The sequence below is a fragment of the Photobacterium salinisoli genome (assembly GCF_003614885.1).
GTDB lineage: Bacteria > Pseudomonadota > Gammaproteobacteria > Enterobacterales > Vibrionaceae > Photobacterium > Photobacterium salinisoli.
Map to the genome: position 1 here is coordinate 81,367 of NZ_QZMS01000011.1, position 15,396 is coordinate 96,762.

The window sequence follows — 15,396 nt, forward strand, 5'->3', positions numbered from 1 at the left end:
ATTTCATGACTTACCGCAAAAATCAACGACATATACGCTTGTGAGAAAAGCGACATCGGTCACTTACCCAGTACGAAGAAGCCACAGAATTGCACTCGCTGCATGGATTCCTGCTTGCACAGGAATGTGCCAGAGACCATTGAATCACAATAAATTTAACCAGGTTTGACGTGCGCTTTAAAAGCAGAAATGAAAAGATCGAGGCTTGCATCTCCCCCAGGGAAAAATTCAGGACGAATTTTTAGGTTGTCGGAGCCGGGAGCGCCTACAACCGACCCGGACCACACCAAAGAACAAAAAGGCATTTCTGGGTACTCTTTTTGCCTCAAAAGAGTACCTGGCGCGCATCAAACAATGTCAAATGAGTCACAGAACCCAATGCGCGACAAACCTACCCAACAACAAGAATTGCACTTACTGTAAAGATCGACAAAGCAAACAGAAATTTGGTTCAGTACCAACCCAGGGAAAAATTCAGGACGAATTTTTAGGTTGTCGGAGCCGGGAGCGCCTACAACCGGCCCGGACCACACCAAAGAACATCAAGGCATTTCTGGGTACTCTTTTTGCCTCAAAAGAGTACCTGGCGCACATCAAACAATGTCAAATGAGTCACAGAACCCAATGCGCGACAAACCTACAAAGCCACAAGATTTGCACTTGCAGTAAAGGAATTGCACTTAATGTAAGGATCGACAAAGCAAACAGAAATTTGGGTCAGTACCAACCCAGGGAAAAATTCAGGACGAATTTTTAGGTTGTCGGCGCCGGGAGCGCCTACAACCGACCCGGACCACACCAGAGAACAAAAAGGCATTTCTGGGTAATCTTTTTGCTGGAAAAGAGTACCTGGCGCGCTGAGTACACTGCGAAGGGATGCTTCAGACTCAAGCGCGACATACAAACGAATTCAAACGTGCCAATGCACCACTTACGTGCGGTATAAAACCTTAATCACATGATACCCAAACTTGGTCTTCACCGGACCGATCGGCTCAAGCACTTTGCCGGTGAACACGGCTTTATCAAATGCTGGCACCATCATGCCTTTGCGAAATTCACCGAGATCGCCGCCGCGCTTGCCGGATGGACAAGTCGAGTATTTCTTTGCCAGCGTCTGGAACTTGGCGCCTTTCTTCAGTTGCTGCAAAATATCGTCAGCTTGTTCTTTGTGTTTTACCAGAATGTGCAATGCTGCTGCGGTAGAGGCCATAATACCCGCCTTGTTTTGTCTGAATCTTGATGGGCGGCAAGTGTGTGACAAATCACATCATCTGGCAAGTTTTCGCTTTATGCCTGCGCGCTCAGCGCCACCACGATTATGGCCAGAAAACCAGATTCACCATTCTGAGGATGATCGCCAGAATGACAGCGGCAACCCCGGAACGGTAAAACTTGAATTCGACGGCTGTCATACTGACGCGCTTGTAGAACATCGTCATGACCCCACCCCAGTTACGGGTGCGGCGTCCGTATTGCACCATACTGGTCAAGATCAGGATCACGCCACTGAGCAGCAATAGCCATTCGGCCGACTTTGATGCCATTTCCAACATACTGACTCCTTGAATAGCAGGGAAAGTCTCTTTTCTCATCACAGTGACGAAAACCCGGTACGCGAACAATTAGACTAAGGTTTGAATGCCTGATAAGCGGGAGCTGGATCACCGAATAACATGCACATAACCGTGCTTTGGTGTACACTCCTGCCCCCAATGTTTATTGCCAGTGATATCGAGTGACCATGGACTTACTAGAAGCCAGACTCAAAAAAATTGACCGTCGTAATTACCGCAGCTATTCCAGCCTGCGTGGTCAGTACAACTTTGTTGATTACGATTTCTTTATCGATATCCCTCAGTCGGATCCGTTCGCACCCGCAACCCGTGTTCGCGCCCGGCGCCAGTGGTCACTCACGGATCTGGCCTGGCTGAAAGAGCAGTCGGCAGATTATCAGCGTGCGGCACGTGATTTTATCGCCCGTCAGTTTGCCGATCTGGCCAAAGAAGTGAATGAGATTCAGATCGACCGTCCGGGACAGGCGGTACTGGATCGCACTGCTGTCGTTTTCGATGACGATGCCATTGAACTGCGTTTCCGAGTTGATCTCCCTGCAGATGGCCGCACCATCATTGCCAGGAAAGCACTCAACCTGCTGACCTTTACGCTGCCGAAAATCATTCGTCGTGCAACGATTGCACGTGAACTGCCAATGGACGATCTGCGCCGCCATTGCGAAACGGTCGAAGATCAGGTTGCACTGCGCGCGCAACTCAAAGAGAAAAACCTGATTGCCTTCGTTGCCGATAACAGTGTGTTACCACGTCTTGCCGGTAACAGCGAGCAGCCAATGCCTGACGCCGTACCTTTTATCAGCCCGGAGAGTCTGGCGGTTACATTAAACGCACCTCACGCTGGTGAACTGCGCGGTATGGGTATCCCCGCCGGTATTACCATGATTGTGGGTGGTGGCTTTCACGGAAAATCCACCCTGCTGAATGCGGTCGAGAACGCCGTCTATGATCATATCCCCGGGGATGGCCGCGAATATGTGGTTGCCGATGAGACCGCCAGTAAAATTCGTGCCGAAGATGGCCGCTGTGTCCACAGTGTCGATTTGTCGCCCTACATCAATAATCTGCCTATGGGTAAAGACACCACCTGCTTTAGCACGCAAAATGCCTCAGGTTCGACCTCGCAGGCTGCCTGGTTGCAAGAGTCGCTGGAGGCTGGTGCTCAAACGCTGTTGATTGATGAAGATACGTCCGCTTCGAACTTTATGATCCGTGACGAGCGCATGCAGGCGCTGATTGCGAAAGAAGATGAACCTATTACGCCATTGGTCGATCGCATTGCTTTGCTGCGCAATCACCTGAATGTGTCTGTCATGCTGGTAATGGGCGGCTCAGGAGACTATCTGGATGTCGCCGATACAGTGATCCAGATGCACAACTATGAAGCGGTTGATGTCACCGCGAAAGCGAAAATCATCGTGCAATCGCACCCGACACAGCGCCAGCCGGAAGGCAGCGATACCATTGAACAGCCGCGTGTTCGCCAGTTGAACCGCTCCGGTCTTCAGGCGCAGCTGGAAGAAGGCAAGTTCCGCATCCAGGTCAAAAACAAGCAGAGCCTGCGTTTTGGCCGTGAGTTTGTCGATCTGCAGGCCTTAGAACAAATTGCCGATGCCAGCCAGCTTCATACCATTGGCTGGTTGTGGTGCCTGCTGGCACAAATCAAAGGCTGGGAAAAACAGCCTGTGACTGCCTTCCACAAGATGCTGCAAGATGAGTGGTTCCGTAGCATGCCAAACTATGGGGATTTGGCCAAACCGCGCGTTGTCGATGTGATGGCCGTTTTGAACCGGATGCGCAAAGCCGAGTTCAGATAACCGACCTGACAAAACAACAAAAGGGCATACTCTGGTATGCCCTTTTTACTATCCAATAAGCAGTGATGCGAATTTACACTAATGCCGCCAGTGCTTTTTTCACTTTCTCAATGCCTTCGGCAAGGATCTCGTCTTCAATCGTCAGAGCCGGCAGGAAGCGGATCACGTTTCCTTTCACACCACAAGACAGCAGAATGACACCTTCTTCCCGTGCCTGAGCCACCAGGGATTTAGTCAGATCAGCCATTGGGGCACCGGATTGAGGATCCACAAACTCGACGGCAATCATCGCGCCCAGATTACGTACCTCGCCAATCACAGGAAAATCAGACTGCAGCGAACGGAAATGACTGGTCATGACTTCGCCGATTTTCAGCGCTTTCTCGCACAGCTGCTCTTCATCAATGATCTTCAGAACTTCCAGACCTGCTGCGCATCCCAGTGGTGAACCGGCATAGGTGCCGCCCAGGCCACCAGGGCCAGCGGCGTCCATGATATCGGCTTTACCTACCAGCGCGGAGATTGGGAAGCCACCGGCAATGCCTTTTGCCATGGTCATCATATCCGGTTCAATTCCCAGATATTCAGTGGCAAACATTTTACCGGTACGGGCAAAGCCGGTTTGAATTTCATCAGCAATCAGCAAAATACCGTGTTTGTCACACAACTCACGCAGCGCCTGAGCAAACGCCGGCGGCGCCTGATAAAAGCCACCTTCGCCCTGAACTGGCTCAAAAATAATGGCAGCCACACGCGATGGTTCGATATCACAGGCGAACAGATCGTCAATCGCCTGCAGGCTGTCTTCAATACTGATGCCGTGGAACGCATTCGGATAAGGGGCGTGATAGATCTCGCCAGGGAATGGCCCAAAGCCTGCTTTATATGGCGCCACTTTGCCGGTCAGGCCCATGGTCATATTGGTACGACCGTGGAAACCGCCTTTAAATGCAATCACACCACTGCGTTTGGTGTGCGCACGGGCTACTTTAATTGCGTTTTCAACGGCTTCTGCACCAGTGGTCAGAAAAACGGCTTTCTTGGCCGACTTGCCAGGGGCGCGGGCTGTCAGTTGTTCCGCCAGTTCCACGAAGGACGTGTACGGGGTCACCATGGCACAGGTATGGGAAAAGTTATCCAGTTGCGCTTTAACTGCTTCGACAATACGCGGGTGCGAATGGCCAGTGTTATTGACGGCGATACCTGAGCCAAAATCAATATAACGATTACCTTCGATATCCCAGATTTCAGCATTCTTTGCAGTCTGAACGTACAACGGGTTCAGATTACCCATTCCCTGTGCGATCACTTGTTGCTTTCGTGCTTGCCATGCTTGATTGCTCATAACTTCCCTTCCTTATGCTTGAATGCCGCCAAAACAGAGGTATTTAATGTCCATGTATTCATCGATGCCTTGCTTGGCACCTTCACGCCCGATACCGGATTGTTTCACCCCGCCAAACGGGGCAACTTCGGTTGAAATCATGCCTTCGTTGATCCCCACCATGCCGTATTCCAGTGCTTCTGCCACTTTCCAGATCCGGTTGATGTTCTGGCTGTAGAAGTAAGAAGCGAGGCCATAAATGGTGTCGTTTGCCATGTCGATCAGCTCATCATCAGTGCTGAAACGGATAACCGGCGCGATCGGACCAAAAATTTCTTCCTGCACGATATCCATGTCATGCGTGACATTTGCCAGAATCGTCGGCTGCACAAACAAACCGTCCAGTTGCTGTCCGCCAGTCACCAGTGTTGCTCCCTGGGCGATGGTGTGATCGGTCAGGTGCATGATCTTCTCTTTGGCCGACACGTCAATCACAGGGCCGATCGTCACGCCTCCATCAAGACCGTTGCCCACTTTGAGCTTTTCAACCTCGGCTTTGAATCTGGCCACGAATGCATCGTAAACCCCGTTCTGGACGTAGAAGCGGTTAGCACACACGCAGGTTTGGCCGGCGTTACGGAATTTAGAAGCCACCGCACCTTTAACAGCCAGATCGATATCGGCATCGTCAAACACGATGAATGGCGCATTACCGCCCAACTCCATCGACGTGCGCTTAATGCTGTCGGCACATTGCGCCATCAGCAAGCGACCGACACCGGTCGAACCGGTAAAAGACAATTTGCGGATAAGCGGGCTACCGGTGAATACCTTGCCTACCATGCTGGATGACGCATTCACCACCAGTTGAAGCGCGTCGCGCGGTATACCGGCCTGATAACCTAATTCAGCCACCGCATAAGCAGACAATGGCGTCTGATTGGCAGGTTTACAGATAAAGGTACAACCTGCCGCCAGAGCGGGTGCCGCTTTACGGGTGATCATCGCAATCGGGAAATTCCAGGGGGTGATGGCACAGGCCACACCGATGGGCTGCTTGATCGTGACGATACGTTTATCCGTAGTCGGTCCAGGAATGGAATCACCATAAGTGCGTTTGGCTTCTTCCGAAAACCACTCAATAAAACTGGCACCATAGGCCACTTCGCCTTTGGCTTCCGCCAGCGGCTTGCCTTGTTCCAGGGTCATCAGACGGCCCAGATCGTCCTGGTTTTGCATAATCAGATCAAACCAGCGACGTAGAATAACAGCACGCTCTTTAGCGCTGGTTTTCGCCCAGGTCTTTTGCGCGGTATTCGCGCGTTCAATCGCAGAGTTAATTTCCGCTTCATTCTGAGTCGGAATATGACAAAGCACTTCACCATCAGCCGGATTGGTCACAGCCAGTGAGGTGTCGGATGGCTCGCATACAAAGGCGAGCAGAGTACGGTTCTTAATTTGCTGCATAATAAAACCTTTTGATTTGACCAGGCCTTCAGCCCTGTTTACTGGCAAGTGCGTCAGGGATCTGCTGAGTAATACAGTGGATATTGCCGCCACCAAGCAGCACTTCCCGGGTCGGAATGCCGATAATCTGATAATCCGGTAATGCCGCTTGCAGAATATCTCTAGCTTGCTGATCACAAGCTGAGTCCAGCAAGGGCAAAAACACGTTTTTGTTACACATCAGGAAGTTGGCGTATGAGCCGCCTAAGCGTTCACCGGCTTCACGTTTCATTCCACCCGATGGCTCAATGCCCGCCGCTTCCTCTTGTGTTAAATATAGCGGACCCGGAATCGGCAACTTGTGTACCTTGATATGCCGTCCTTTCGCATCGGTACTGCTCTCCAGTACATCAAGCGCCCGGCGTGAAATCGCATACTGAGGATCCTCAGGATCGTCGCACCAGCTCAATACCACTTCGCCCGGCGCGATCACGTGCAGCAGATTATCGACATGGCCATTAGTCTCGTCGTTAAACAAGCCATCCGGCAGCCAGATCACCTTGTTGATTGACAGATAATCGGCCAGAAACGCTTCGATCTCTGTTTTGCTGAGATGCGGATTGCGTCCGGCAGACAGCAGACATTCTTCCGTCGTATACAGGGTGCCTTCGCCGTCTGTGTGAATGGCGCCCCCTTCCAGAACGAAAGGTGCGCGATAGTAATCCAACCCTAAGTGATCGCAGATAGTTGCAGCCACCTGATCGTCGTCATTCCAGGGGGCATAAAGGCCATCGACTTCTCCACCCCATGCATTGAACTGCCAGCTGATGCCACGACGATCACCGTGATCGTTCACCACAATCGTCGGGCCTATGTCTCTCATCCACGCATCATTCAATGGCATTTCAACGATCTCAATCCCTTCAGGTAGCATGAGTGCTGCCGTCAGATATTGATCGGGGCTGACTGCCACACAGACCTTGGTATGTTGGCTGATGGCCATCGCGACCTGAGTAAAAGCGTGCTGCGCTGGCTTCGCAGTCTCACGCCAATTATCAGGCCGCTCCGGCCATGCCAGCCAAACCTGTTCCTGCGGCGCAAACTCCGCAGGGAAATAATAGCCGTGCTCTGAAGGGGTGCCCTGTCGTTCCATGGCAGTCTTCCTTTCCTTAATCCGTGTTTTACTTGCCCGTCAGGGAGTTAATGCGTGTGTACAAATCAGGACGTCGGTCACGGAACAGACCCCAGCTGTATCGGGCTTTGGCTGTCGCTTCCAGATCAATCGTGGCATAGATGATGGTTTCTTCATCACGGCCCGCTTCGGCCAGTTTCTTGCCGGTATGATCGGTAATAAATGACGACCCATAAAAGGTGGTTTCAATGCCATCGTCGGTTTCTACACCAGTGCGGTTAGCAGCAATCACTGGCACCAGGTTAGCAGCAGAGTGTCCCTGCATGGTTCGCTGCCAGTGATCACGTGAGTCCAGCGTCGGATCCTGAGGCTCAGAGCCGATGGCCGTCGGATAGAAAATCGCTTCCGCACCCGCCAAAGCCAGGCAGCGTGCCAGTTCAGGGAACCACTGATCCCAGCAGATCCCTACGCCAAACTTGCCGAACTGGGTTTCCCAGACTTTGAATCCGGTATCGCCGGGGCTGAAATAGAATTTCTCGCTGTAACCCGGACCATCAGGAATATGTGATTTGCGGTAATTGTCCATCACAGTGCCGTCAGCATCGATCATCACCAGAGAGTTAAAAAAGCTGTTACCTGAACGCTCAAAGTAACTCACCGGAATCACGACATTGAATTCACGTGCCAGCTGGCTCATATGAGCAATTAACGGGCTGTTATCGGTTTCTTCTGCCAGATCAAAATACTTGGCAACCTGCTCTTTGCAGAAATAAGGAGCAGCAAAGAGTTCTTGCAGCACCACAACATTCGCGCCATTGTCAGCGGCTTCTTTCACCGCCTGGCTGATCTTTTTCAGGTTATTATCGATATCCCACGACATCGAAAGCTGCACTGAAGCAAAAGTCACTGTCTTTGACATTGTTCTCTTCCTTTTCCGATCCTTAGATAGCGAGCTTGTCGCGTAAGTTGTAGTAAGCGGCCCCAAGCGCCGTAAACGGCACCTGGAAATGGCGCCCGCCCGGGAAGGCGTAATGACGCAGAGACGCAAATGCATCAAAACGCTCAGCATGACCGGTTAGCGCTTCAGCCAGCAGTTTGCCGGCAAGATGCGTGCAGGTAATGCCATGGCCGCTGTATCCTTGCAGGTAGTAAATGTTGTCAGCAAAACTGCCAAATTGCGGCATACGTGAATAAGTCAGCAGGAAGTTACCGGTCCAGGCAAAGTCCAGTTTCACGCCTTTTAACTGAGGGAATACTTTTTCCATCTTGGGACGGATCAGTTTCTCTACGTTTGCCGGATCTCGTGCGCCGTACACCACACCGCCGCCAAACAGCATGCGGTTGTCGCCGGTAATGCGGAAGTAATCCAGCAGGTAATTGCAGTCTTCTACACAGTAACGTTGCGGTAACAGCTCATCGCACAGTGCATCTGACAGTTGTTCCGTTGTGACCACCTGCGTGCCGCATGGAATGGCTTTATTGCTGATATTTGGCGCCAGACCACCCAGATAAGCATTACCGGCCAGTACCATATATTGCGCTTTTACCGAGCCCTGGCCCGTATGGGCAACAGGTTTGGCACCTTTTTCGATTCGGGTAACGGCTGACTGTTCAAAAATCTGTCCGCCCATCTGAATAATGGCTTCGGCTTCACCCAGCGCCAGATTGAGCGAATGAATATGGCCACCACGCATATCCAGCAAACCGCCTTCGTAGACGTCAGTGCCCACCATAGTTTGCAGTTCAGCTTTGTCGAGCAGCGTCAGTTCCTTGTTGCCGTAACGTTCCCAGTTAGCTTTATGGTGTTTCAGTCCTTCAAACTGCTTTTTGTTTACCGCGGTGAACAAACCGCCCTGGCGGTGATCACAGTCGATGTTAAATTCTTCAATCAGGCCGCGAATGATATCGCCACCCTCAAAAATCATGCTGCACAGTGCATCTGAGGTCTTTTTGTCGTAACGTTTCTCGATGACATCCACATCGCGGCTGTAACTGTTGACGATTTGGCCGCCGTTACGGCCAGTTGCGCCAAAGCCCACTTTGGCACTTTCGAGGACCACAACTTTAAAGCCTTTTTTCGCCAGGTGCAGCGCAGATGACAGGCCACTGAAACCTGCACCAACAATACAGACATCACATTCGATATTGTCAGTGAGCGTTGGAAACTCGCGGGTATAGTTCGCCGTAGCGGCGTAGAAAGAACCGGTATGATTAATCACAGTAAACTCCTTTTAGTACGACTCAAGACGAAGCCAAGTGGTTTTCACCTCTGTGAACTTCTCCAGGGCATGCAGTGATTTATCCCGACCATTGCCGCTTTGTTTAAAGCCGCCAAACGGAACTGTCATGTCACCTTCGTTGTAGTTATTAATCCAGACCGAACCAGCCTGAAGCTGACGGGCAACCCGATGCGCACGATCCAGATCGGACGTCCACAACGCGGCACCCAGCCCATAGGGGGAATCATTGGCAATCGCAATCGCCTCTTCCTCTGTACTGAACGGAATCACGCACAACACAGGACCAAAAATTTCTTCACGGGCAACCGCCATGTCATTGCTGACATCCCCTAATACCACAGGTGCAACAAAGGCACCTTGCCCTGCTATATCGCCGCCACACAGCACCTTGGCGCCAGCTGCTTCACCTTTGGCAACATAGTCCAGCACTTTGGCTTTGTGCTCCTGGTCGATCAGTGCACCCATCGACGACGCCGGATCGAGCGGATCTTTTGGGGAAAAAGCGTGTGATGCCTCGATGACTTTCGCGACAAACGCCTCTTTTATACTTTCATGTACCAGCAACCGCGTTGCTGCAACACAGACTTCGCCCTGGTTGTAGAAGCAGCCTGCTGCGGTTTCTGCCGCGGCTTTGTCCAGATTCTTGTAATCTGCAAACACGATGTTGGCATTTTTACCGCCCGCTTCGGCCCAGACACGTTTCATGTTGGATTCACCAGAGCACACCATCAGTTGACGGGCTACCCGGGTTGAACCGGTGAAGGTTATGCAATCCACATCTTCATGGCGCGCCAGGGCATCGCCCACTTCATGGCCGAATCCAGGTAACACTTGGAATACGCCATCAGGAATACCTGCTTGTTTCGCCAGTTTGCCAAGATGAATTGCGGTTAACGGTGACTTTTCTGATGGCTTGAGAATCACGCTGTTCCCTGCCGCGAGTGCCGGCCCCAGCTTCCAGCAGGCCAGCCAGAGCGGAAAGTTCCAGGGTACGATGGCGGCTACAACACCAATGGCCTGATGCGTGATATAGGCATGGACATTGACTTCCGTGGGGGCCACTTCGCCATAGGTTTTATCTATCGCTTCGGCGTACCAGCGAATGGCCGCAGCAGCGCCGGGAATGTCGGTACTGAAACTGTGACTGATAGGTTTACCGGTATCCAGAGTTTCCAGCAGTGCCAGGATTTCCCGCTCCTGGTCGATCAGGTCGGCGAATGCCAGTAACACCTTTTTTCTCTGTGCCGGGCTTTGATCCTGCCAGTCTCCGCGGTTAAAGGCACTTCTGGCCATCTCAACAGCAATTGCTGCATCCTTTGCATCACAGCGGGCAACATCAACAAGATGCTCATCTGTCGCAGGGTTAATGACAGCAAAGGTGTTACCACTCTGGGCATGCTGGTATTTCCCATGTATGAATGCCCTGGCTTCAATTTCTATCTGCTGTTTTAGTGCTGTCCATTGCTGTTGAGTGTTCATACGCCTTCCTTTTGGGTGTGGACGTCAGAAACTTGCTGGAGTATGTGCGCTGACAATCCGGCAAAGTTTGTCCGTTCTGTTGGTAAACTTGTGAGGAATACTGGTATCAAACAGGTAACTTTCCCCTTCGTGGATAACGTAGTTTTTGTCACCCAACGTCAGTTCTATTTCCCCTTCCAATACCGTACCGCTTTCCTCACCTTCGTGTTTAATACTTATCAGTCCTGTGCTCGAATGAGGCTGGTAGACCTCAATCAAAAAGCCCATTTGTCTGTCTTTGCGGCCGTCGCAGACCAATTTCATTGAAACTTGCTCGTTGCCCATTTCAATGAGCTGATCAGGCTTAATCACCACCGGACGCTCATCAAATGCCTGATCTTGTGTAAAAAATTCAGACAAGGACATATCAAACACTTTCACTATCTTATGTAATGAACTGACGGACGGGCTCACCTTGCTGTTCTCGATTGACGAGATAGCGCTGTGAGTGATATCGGCTTTTTCTGCCAGTTCACGCTGAGACAATTTGTATTCTTTTCTTAGCTGTGCGATTTTTTTACCAATTGAGTCAGTTTCCATCATAGAGGCTCCTTCGTTTTGAAGCCGATATCATAAACTGATCAAACAAAATTCGTGAAAAATGGTTTTCAGTCGCTTGCCATTCTGGGTGCCACTGCACACCGATGAAGAATGGATGCGCTTGTAAACTAAAGGCTTCAATCAAACCATCCGGTGCAACCGCTTCCACGGTAAGACTCGGCGCCAGTTGATTAACCCCCTGTCCGTGCAGAGAGTTCACTTCAATGTTATCCAGCGGTGCCAACCACTCAGCGAAGGTGCCGTTGTCAGAAATATTTACCGGATGAGCCGGTGAATACTTGATGACCATGTCATTCAGGGGACTTTCCCTGTGGTCGTTAAAGCCTTCAACTTCATGCACTTTCGGGTGCAGTGACCCGCCAAGCGCTACATTCATCTCTTGAAATCCGCGGCAGATACCAAGGATAGGCACGTTCTCTTTGATACAGGTGTCTATCAGTACAAATGACAAGGCATCCCGGCCTTCATCTTTCTTTGGTTCGTCATGCTCTGCACCGTAACGCGCCGGTGCAACGTTTGAGTGGCTGCCGGTCAGCAGTACACCGTCGACTAAGCCAATCAGTTGCTTGATTTCTTCAGCAGTAGAACCCGCCGGAAACAGTACTGGGTTGGCACCGAACTGCTTAATCGCATGAAGATAGAACTCATTAACACTTTGAATGCCATAGCCTTCCAGTGATTTTTTGCAGCATACAACGCCAATTACCGGTCCAGCTTTTGTTGAGTTCATCATGGTCTCTCCTGCCATCAGTGTTCGATTTATTGAACAAACCTAGCTTAGAGCACTAAGGGAAATCAACCTGCAATTTACAAAATTGTTACTAAAATTTGATCAACGTTCGATATTTCGAACATTTTGAACACAATTATTGCCATTTCTCGTTCATCTGTTAAATATAAGTTACAGGATGTATCCACACGAGGTGTTTCGTGAATGAACGGATTTAAAGAAGAAGTTAAAAATTTTAAACAAAAGTGGCCAGAGATCAGGTTTGTTGATTTGCTCTTTACCGACATCAACGCCACGCCTAGAGGCAAACGTATTCCAGTCGAAGCGGTTGAAAAAATTGAGAAAGGTGTTTACTTGCCTCTCTCGACTATCTCGCTAAGCATTGAAGGGAATGTGGTTGAGGAAGCGGGACTCGGCGAGGCACTGGGTGAACCAGACCATATCTGTTACCCGGTACCAGGCACACTGACCACCACCTTTAATCCTGAAGTCGGCCAAGTCATGCTGACAATGATGGATGAATCAGGAAACCGGCCGACGGATCTTTGTATACGCTCTGTGCTGGTGAACTTGCTTGAGCAGCTTAACCAACGCGGACAGTTCCCGGTCGTTGCGATTGAGCTTGAGTTTTATCTGCTGGATAAAAATCGCGGTACACATGGGGCAATCCAGCCACCTCTGAACCCAATCCACCATGACAGAGAATACCGTTCTGACGTATACAACGTAGAAAACCTGGATGATTATTCCGCGTTTTTACGAGATCTCAATGACGCTGCGGTTGCTCAGGGATTGAATACTTCAGGCGCACTGTCGGAATCGGCACCGGGTCAGTTCGAGATCAACTTTAACCACCAGCAAGATGTCGTTAATGCCTGTGATCAGGTCATTCTAGCGAAGCGGTTGATTCGTCAGGTCGCTCAGGCCCATGATTTCGATGTGACTTTCATGGCCAAGCCCTATGCTGACGAAGCCGGTAACGGCAAACACATGCATCTGAGTGTGGTCGATAAAGACGGCAGGAACCTGTTTTCCGATCAGGAAGGCGAAGCCAGCCCGTTTTATTATCAGACACTGGCCGCCATGCTGGCCATGATGCCGGATTCCATGGCACTGCTTTGCCCGAACGTGAATTCATACCGCCGTTTCTCGGCCTCTATGTACACACCCACACATGCCAACTGGGGAGAAAACCACCGCGGGGTTGCACTCAGAATACCAATGAGTGACAGCCACAACCGCCGTATTGAACATCGTATCGCTGGAGCAGACGTCAACCCGTATGTGCTTGCTTCAGTACTCTTGGCTGGCTTGCTTGCCAGCGAACGTTTTACTTTTGATCAATGCCCACCACAACTGGCAGACAATGCGGTAGAGTTACCTCTTCGCATGCCGGACGCACTAATAAAGCTTGCATCAAGCGAGCTAATGTCGATGTACCTACCGCAATCATTTATCTCGCTTTATCTAGCATGCAAGCAACGTGAACTGGCGGACTTTGAAAAAGCCGTCACGCCACTGGAAATTGAGTGGATGCTTCATTCAGCGTAACTGAAAGATAGGAAAGGAATTCTTGTATGACAGTGAAAACACCTGCATTAGATGCGCCGCAGAAGCCAAATGCGAAGAGCATGTCGGCTATTCTGGCCATTGCTGGCATCATCGGCACTTTTGCCATGATTGGTAACACCCATGAGACCGGAACGCCTTATGGCTGGTACAGTTTATTACCGACCCTTTTTGTTCTGGCTGTGGCGTTACTGACTCACCGCACCGTCGAGGCTCTGTTCAGTGGAGCAATCGCGGGTCTGATCATGATCGATCCTCAGCAAATCGTCGGTAATGTCGTCGATATGTCGATGACAGTCATGATGGATGAAACCATTGCCTGGCTGATTCTGGTCTGTGGCTTAATGGGCGGTTTGATTACCATGCTGGAAAAAGGCGGCAGTATCCTGAGTTTCAGTGAAGCTTTGGTCACTAAAGTCAAAAGCAAACGCCAGTCAATGGTGCTGACCTTCGTTTTGGGTATTCTGGTCTTCATTGATGACTACCTGAATGCGATTGCGATTTCATCATCGATGAAGCGCATTACAGACAGCTACAAAATCTCCCGTGAGAAACTGGCTTATCTGGTCGACTCCACTGCCGCACCGGTTTGTATCCTGCTGCCGATTTCCACCTGGGCTATTTTCTTCAGCTCACTGCTGGAAGATAACGACATTGCCGAAGCCGGCAAAGGGATCACGGCCTATATGGAGGCGATTCCTTACATGGCATACGGCTGGGTAACACTGCTGGTTGTATTCTTGGTGGCGACTGGAAAGATCCCTGATTTGGGCGCGATGAAGGCCGCAGAAAAACGAGCACAGAATGGCCAGGTGCAACCTGACGGTGGCGTTGACATTGCGCTGGGTGAAGATGTGAAAGCGCATCCTAACTCAACCATTGGCGTGCTGAACTTTGCCTTGCCTATGATAGTGCTGGTTGCCGCAAGCTGGTATTTCGATATTGATTTGCTGGCTGGTGTCTTCGTTGCCATGATTTTCACCATGTTCCTGTATGGCGTACAACGCCTGATGCCGGTGAACACCATGTTTGAGGCTGTCTATGACGGTATCAAAATCATGATGCTACCTCTGGCAACCGTTATCGCCGGTTTCATGCTGAAAAACGTCAATGACCAGTTGGGCCTGACAACGTATGTCATCGAAACCGTATCGCCTTACCTGTCGGCACAAATGTTCCCTGCAATCATCTTCCTTGTGATGGCAGCCCTGGTCTTTGCGACCGCATCATCCTGGGGGCTGTTTGCAGTCGCCATGCCGATTGTATTCCCGCTGGGTGCGCATTTGGGTGTACCGGTCTCTATCACCATCGGTGCCCTGCTGTCAGCGTCTGCAGCCGGCAGTCACTCATGCTTCTTCAGTGACTCAACGGTGCTTTCTGCACAAGGCAGTGGCTGTACCGCTATGCAGCACGCACTGACTCAGATCCCTTATGCACTGATTGGTATTGTTGCAACCGCTGTGTTCTTCCTGGTTATCGCCTGAT

General features: G+C 50.8%; 13 protein-coding genes. 3 read left to right on the top strand and 10 right to left on the bottom strand.

Annotated elements, in window-relative coordinates:
* Positions 1-931 precede the first annotated feature (931 nt).
* Together ppiC and D6M16_RS11605 are read right to left on the bottom strand one after the other, a co-directional pair.
* Positions 932-1,213 carry a peptidylprolyl isomerase PpiC gene (ppiC, locus tag D6M16_RS11600; RefSeq protein WP_027251162.1) on the bottom strand — a complete coding sequence of 94 codons (282 nt, stop codon included), beginning with the start codon at positions 1,211-1,213 and terminating at the stop codon, positions 932-934.
* A 106-nt stretch (positions 1,214-1,319) separates the two neighbouring features.
* Positions 1,320-1,556, bottom strand: a complete 237-nt coding sequence (locus D6M16_RS11605; RefSeq protein ID WP_240435600.1) for a hypothetical protein — start codon at positions 1,554-1,556, stop codon at positions 1,320-1,322.
* A gap of 188 nt (positions 1,557-1,744) precedes the next feature.
* Here D6M16_RS11605 and D6M16_RS11610 point away from each other — a divergent pair, with 188 nt between their 5' ends.
* A complete protein-coding gene (locus D6M16_RS11610) occupies positions 1,745-3,391 on the top strand; it encodes an ABC-ATPase domain-containing protein (RefSeq protein WP_120512060.1) in 1,647 nt (548 codons plus the stop codon).
* Between the two features lie 73 nt (positions 3,392-3,464).
* Here D6M16_RS11610 and gabT read toward each other — a convergent pair whose 3' ends face one another.
* From gabT to D6M16_RS11650, 8 genes are read right to left on the bottom strand one after another with little or no spacing between them, the layout of a single operon-like run.
* On the bottom strand, positions 3,465-4,736 hold the full coding sequence (gabT, locus tag D6M16_RS11615; protein ID WP_120512061.1) for a 4-aminobutyrate--2-oxoglutarate transaminase: 1,272 nt from the start codon (positions 4,734-4,736) through the stop codon (positions 3,465-3,467).
* Positions 4,737-4,748: 12 nt separating this feature from the next.
* Positions 4,749-6,182, bottom strand: a complete 1,434-nt coding sequence (locus D6M16_RS11620; RefSeq protein ID WP_120513140.1) for an NAD-dependent succinate-semialdehyde dehydrogenase — start codon at positions 6,180-6,182, stop codon at positions 4,749-4,751.
* A gap of 28 nt (positions 6,183-6,210) precedes the next feature.
* Complete coding sequence (gene aguA, locus D6M16_RS11625; protein ID WP_120512062.1) at positions 6,211-7,314, bottom strand: agmatine deiminase; 1,104 nt, start codon at positions 7,312-7,314, stop codon at positions 6,211-6,213.
* A gap of 28 nt (positions 7,315-7,342) precedes the next feature.
* Positions 7,343-8,212, bottom strand: coding sequence for an N-carbamoylputrescine amidase (gene aguB / locus D6M16_RS11630; protein WP_120512063.1), 870 nt, complete (start codon positions 8,210-8,212; stop codon positions 7,343-7,345).
* 22 nt (positions 8,213-8,234) lie between these two features.
* The gene (locus D6M16_RS11635) at positions 8,235-9,512 is read right to left on the bottom strand and encodes an NAD(P)/FAD-dependent oxidoreductase (RefSeq protein WP_120512064.1); all 1,278 of its coding nucleotides are present in this window, start codon (positions 9,510-9,512) and stop codon (positions 8,235-8,237) included.
* A 12-nt stretch (positions 9,513-9,524) separates the two neighbouring features.
* A complete protein-coding gene (locus tag D6M16_RS11640; RefSeq protein WP_120512065.1) occupies positions 9,525-11,012 on the bottom strand; it encodes an aldehyde dehydrogenase in 1,488 nt (495 codons plus the stop codon).
* Between the two features lie 24 nt (positions 11,013-11,036).
* A complete protein-coding gene (puuR, locus tag D6M16_RS11645) occupies positions 11,037-11,591 on the bottom strand; it encodes an HTH-type transcriptional regulator PuuR (protein ID WP_120513141.1) in 555 nt (184 codons plus the stop codon).
* On the bottom strand, positions 11,581-12,345 hold the full coding sequence (locus tag D6M16_RS11650) for a gamma-glutamyl-gamma-aminobutyrate hydrolase family protein (protein ID WP_120512066.1): 765 nt from the start codon (positions 12,343-12,345) through the stop codon (positions 11,581-11,583). The genes puuR and D6M16_RS11650 overlap by 11 nt, the downstream gene beginning before the upstream one ends.
* A gap of 201 nt (positions 12,346-12,546) precedes the next feature.
* On the opposite strand from D6M16_RS11650, the gene D6M16_RS11655 reads away from it, so the two are divergent.
* Both D6M16_RS11655 and D6M16_RS11660 read left to right on the top strand, forming a co-directional pair.
* Positions 12,547-13,893: a glutamine synthetase family protein gene (locus D6M16_RS11655; protein ID WP_120512067.1), complete on the top strand. Its 1,347-nt coding sequence runs from the start codon at positions 12,547-12,549 to the stop codon at positions 13,891-13,893.
* Between the two features lie 26 nt (positions 13,894-13,919).
* Positions 13,920-15,395, top strand: coding sequence for a Na+/H+ antiporter NhaC family protein (locus tag D6M16_RS11660; RefSeq protein WP_120512068.1), 1,476 nt, complete (start codon positions 13,920-13,922; stop codon positions 15,393-15,395).
* Position 15,396 lies beyond the last annotated feature (1 nt).

Excerpts from the sequence above, each read along its gene's own strand:
- ppiC (WP_027251162.1), bottom strand. The coding sequence starts at position 1,213 with ATGGCCTCTACCGCAGCAGCATTGCACATTCTGGTAAAACACAAAGAA.
- D6M16_RS11605 (WP_240435600.1), bottom strand. The coding sequence starts at position 1,556 with ATGTTGGAAATGGCATCAAAGTCGGCCGAATGGCTATTGCTGCTCAGT.
- D6M16_RS11610 (WP_120512060.1), top strand. The coding sequence starts at position 1,745 with ATGGACTTACTAGAAGCCAGACTCAAAAAAATTGACCGTCGTAATTAC.
- gabT (WP_120512061.1), bottom strand. The coding sequence starts at position 4,736 with ATGAGCAATCAAGCATGGCAAGCACGAAAGCAACAAGTGATCGCACAG.
- D6M16_RS11620 (WP_120513140.1), bottom strand. The coding sequence starts at position 6,182 with ATGCAGCAAATTAAGAACCGTACTCTGCTCGCCTTTGTATGCGAGCCA.
- aguA (WP_120512062.1), bottom strand. The coding sequence starts at position 7,314 with ATGGAACGACAGGGCACCCCTTCAGAGCACGGCTATTATTTCCCTGCG.
- aguB (WP_120512063.1), bottom strand. The coding sequence starts at position 8,212 with ATGTCAAAGACAGTGACTTTTGCTTCAGTGCAGCTTTCGATGTCGTGG.
- D6M16_RS11640 (WP_120512065.1), bottom strand. The coding sequence starts at position 11,012 with ATGAACACTCAACAGCAATGGACAGCACTAAAACAGCAGATAGAAATT.
- puuR (WP_120513141.1), bottom strand. The coding sequence starts at position 11,591 with ATGGAAACTGACTCAATTGGTAAAAAAATCGCACAGCTAAGAAAAGAA.
- D6M16_RS11650 (WP_120512066.1), bottom strand. The coding sequence starts at position 12,345 with ATGATGAACTCAACAAAAGCTGGACCGGTAATTGGCGTTGTATGCTGC.
- D6M16_RS11655 (WP_120512067.1), top strand. The coding sequence starts at position 12,547 with ATGAACGGATTTAAAGAAGAAGTTAAAAATTTTAAACAAAAGTGGCCA.
- D6M16_RS11660 (WP_120512068.1), top strand. The coding sequence starts at position 13,920 with ATGACAGTGAAAACACCTGCATTAGATGCGCCGCAGAAGCCAAATGCG.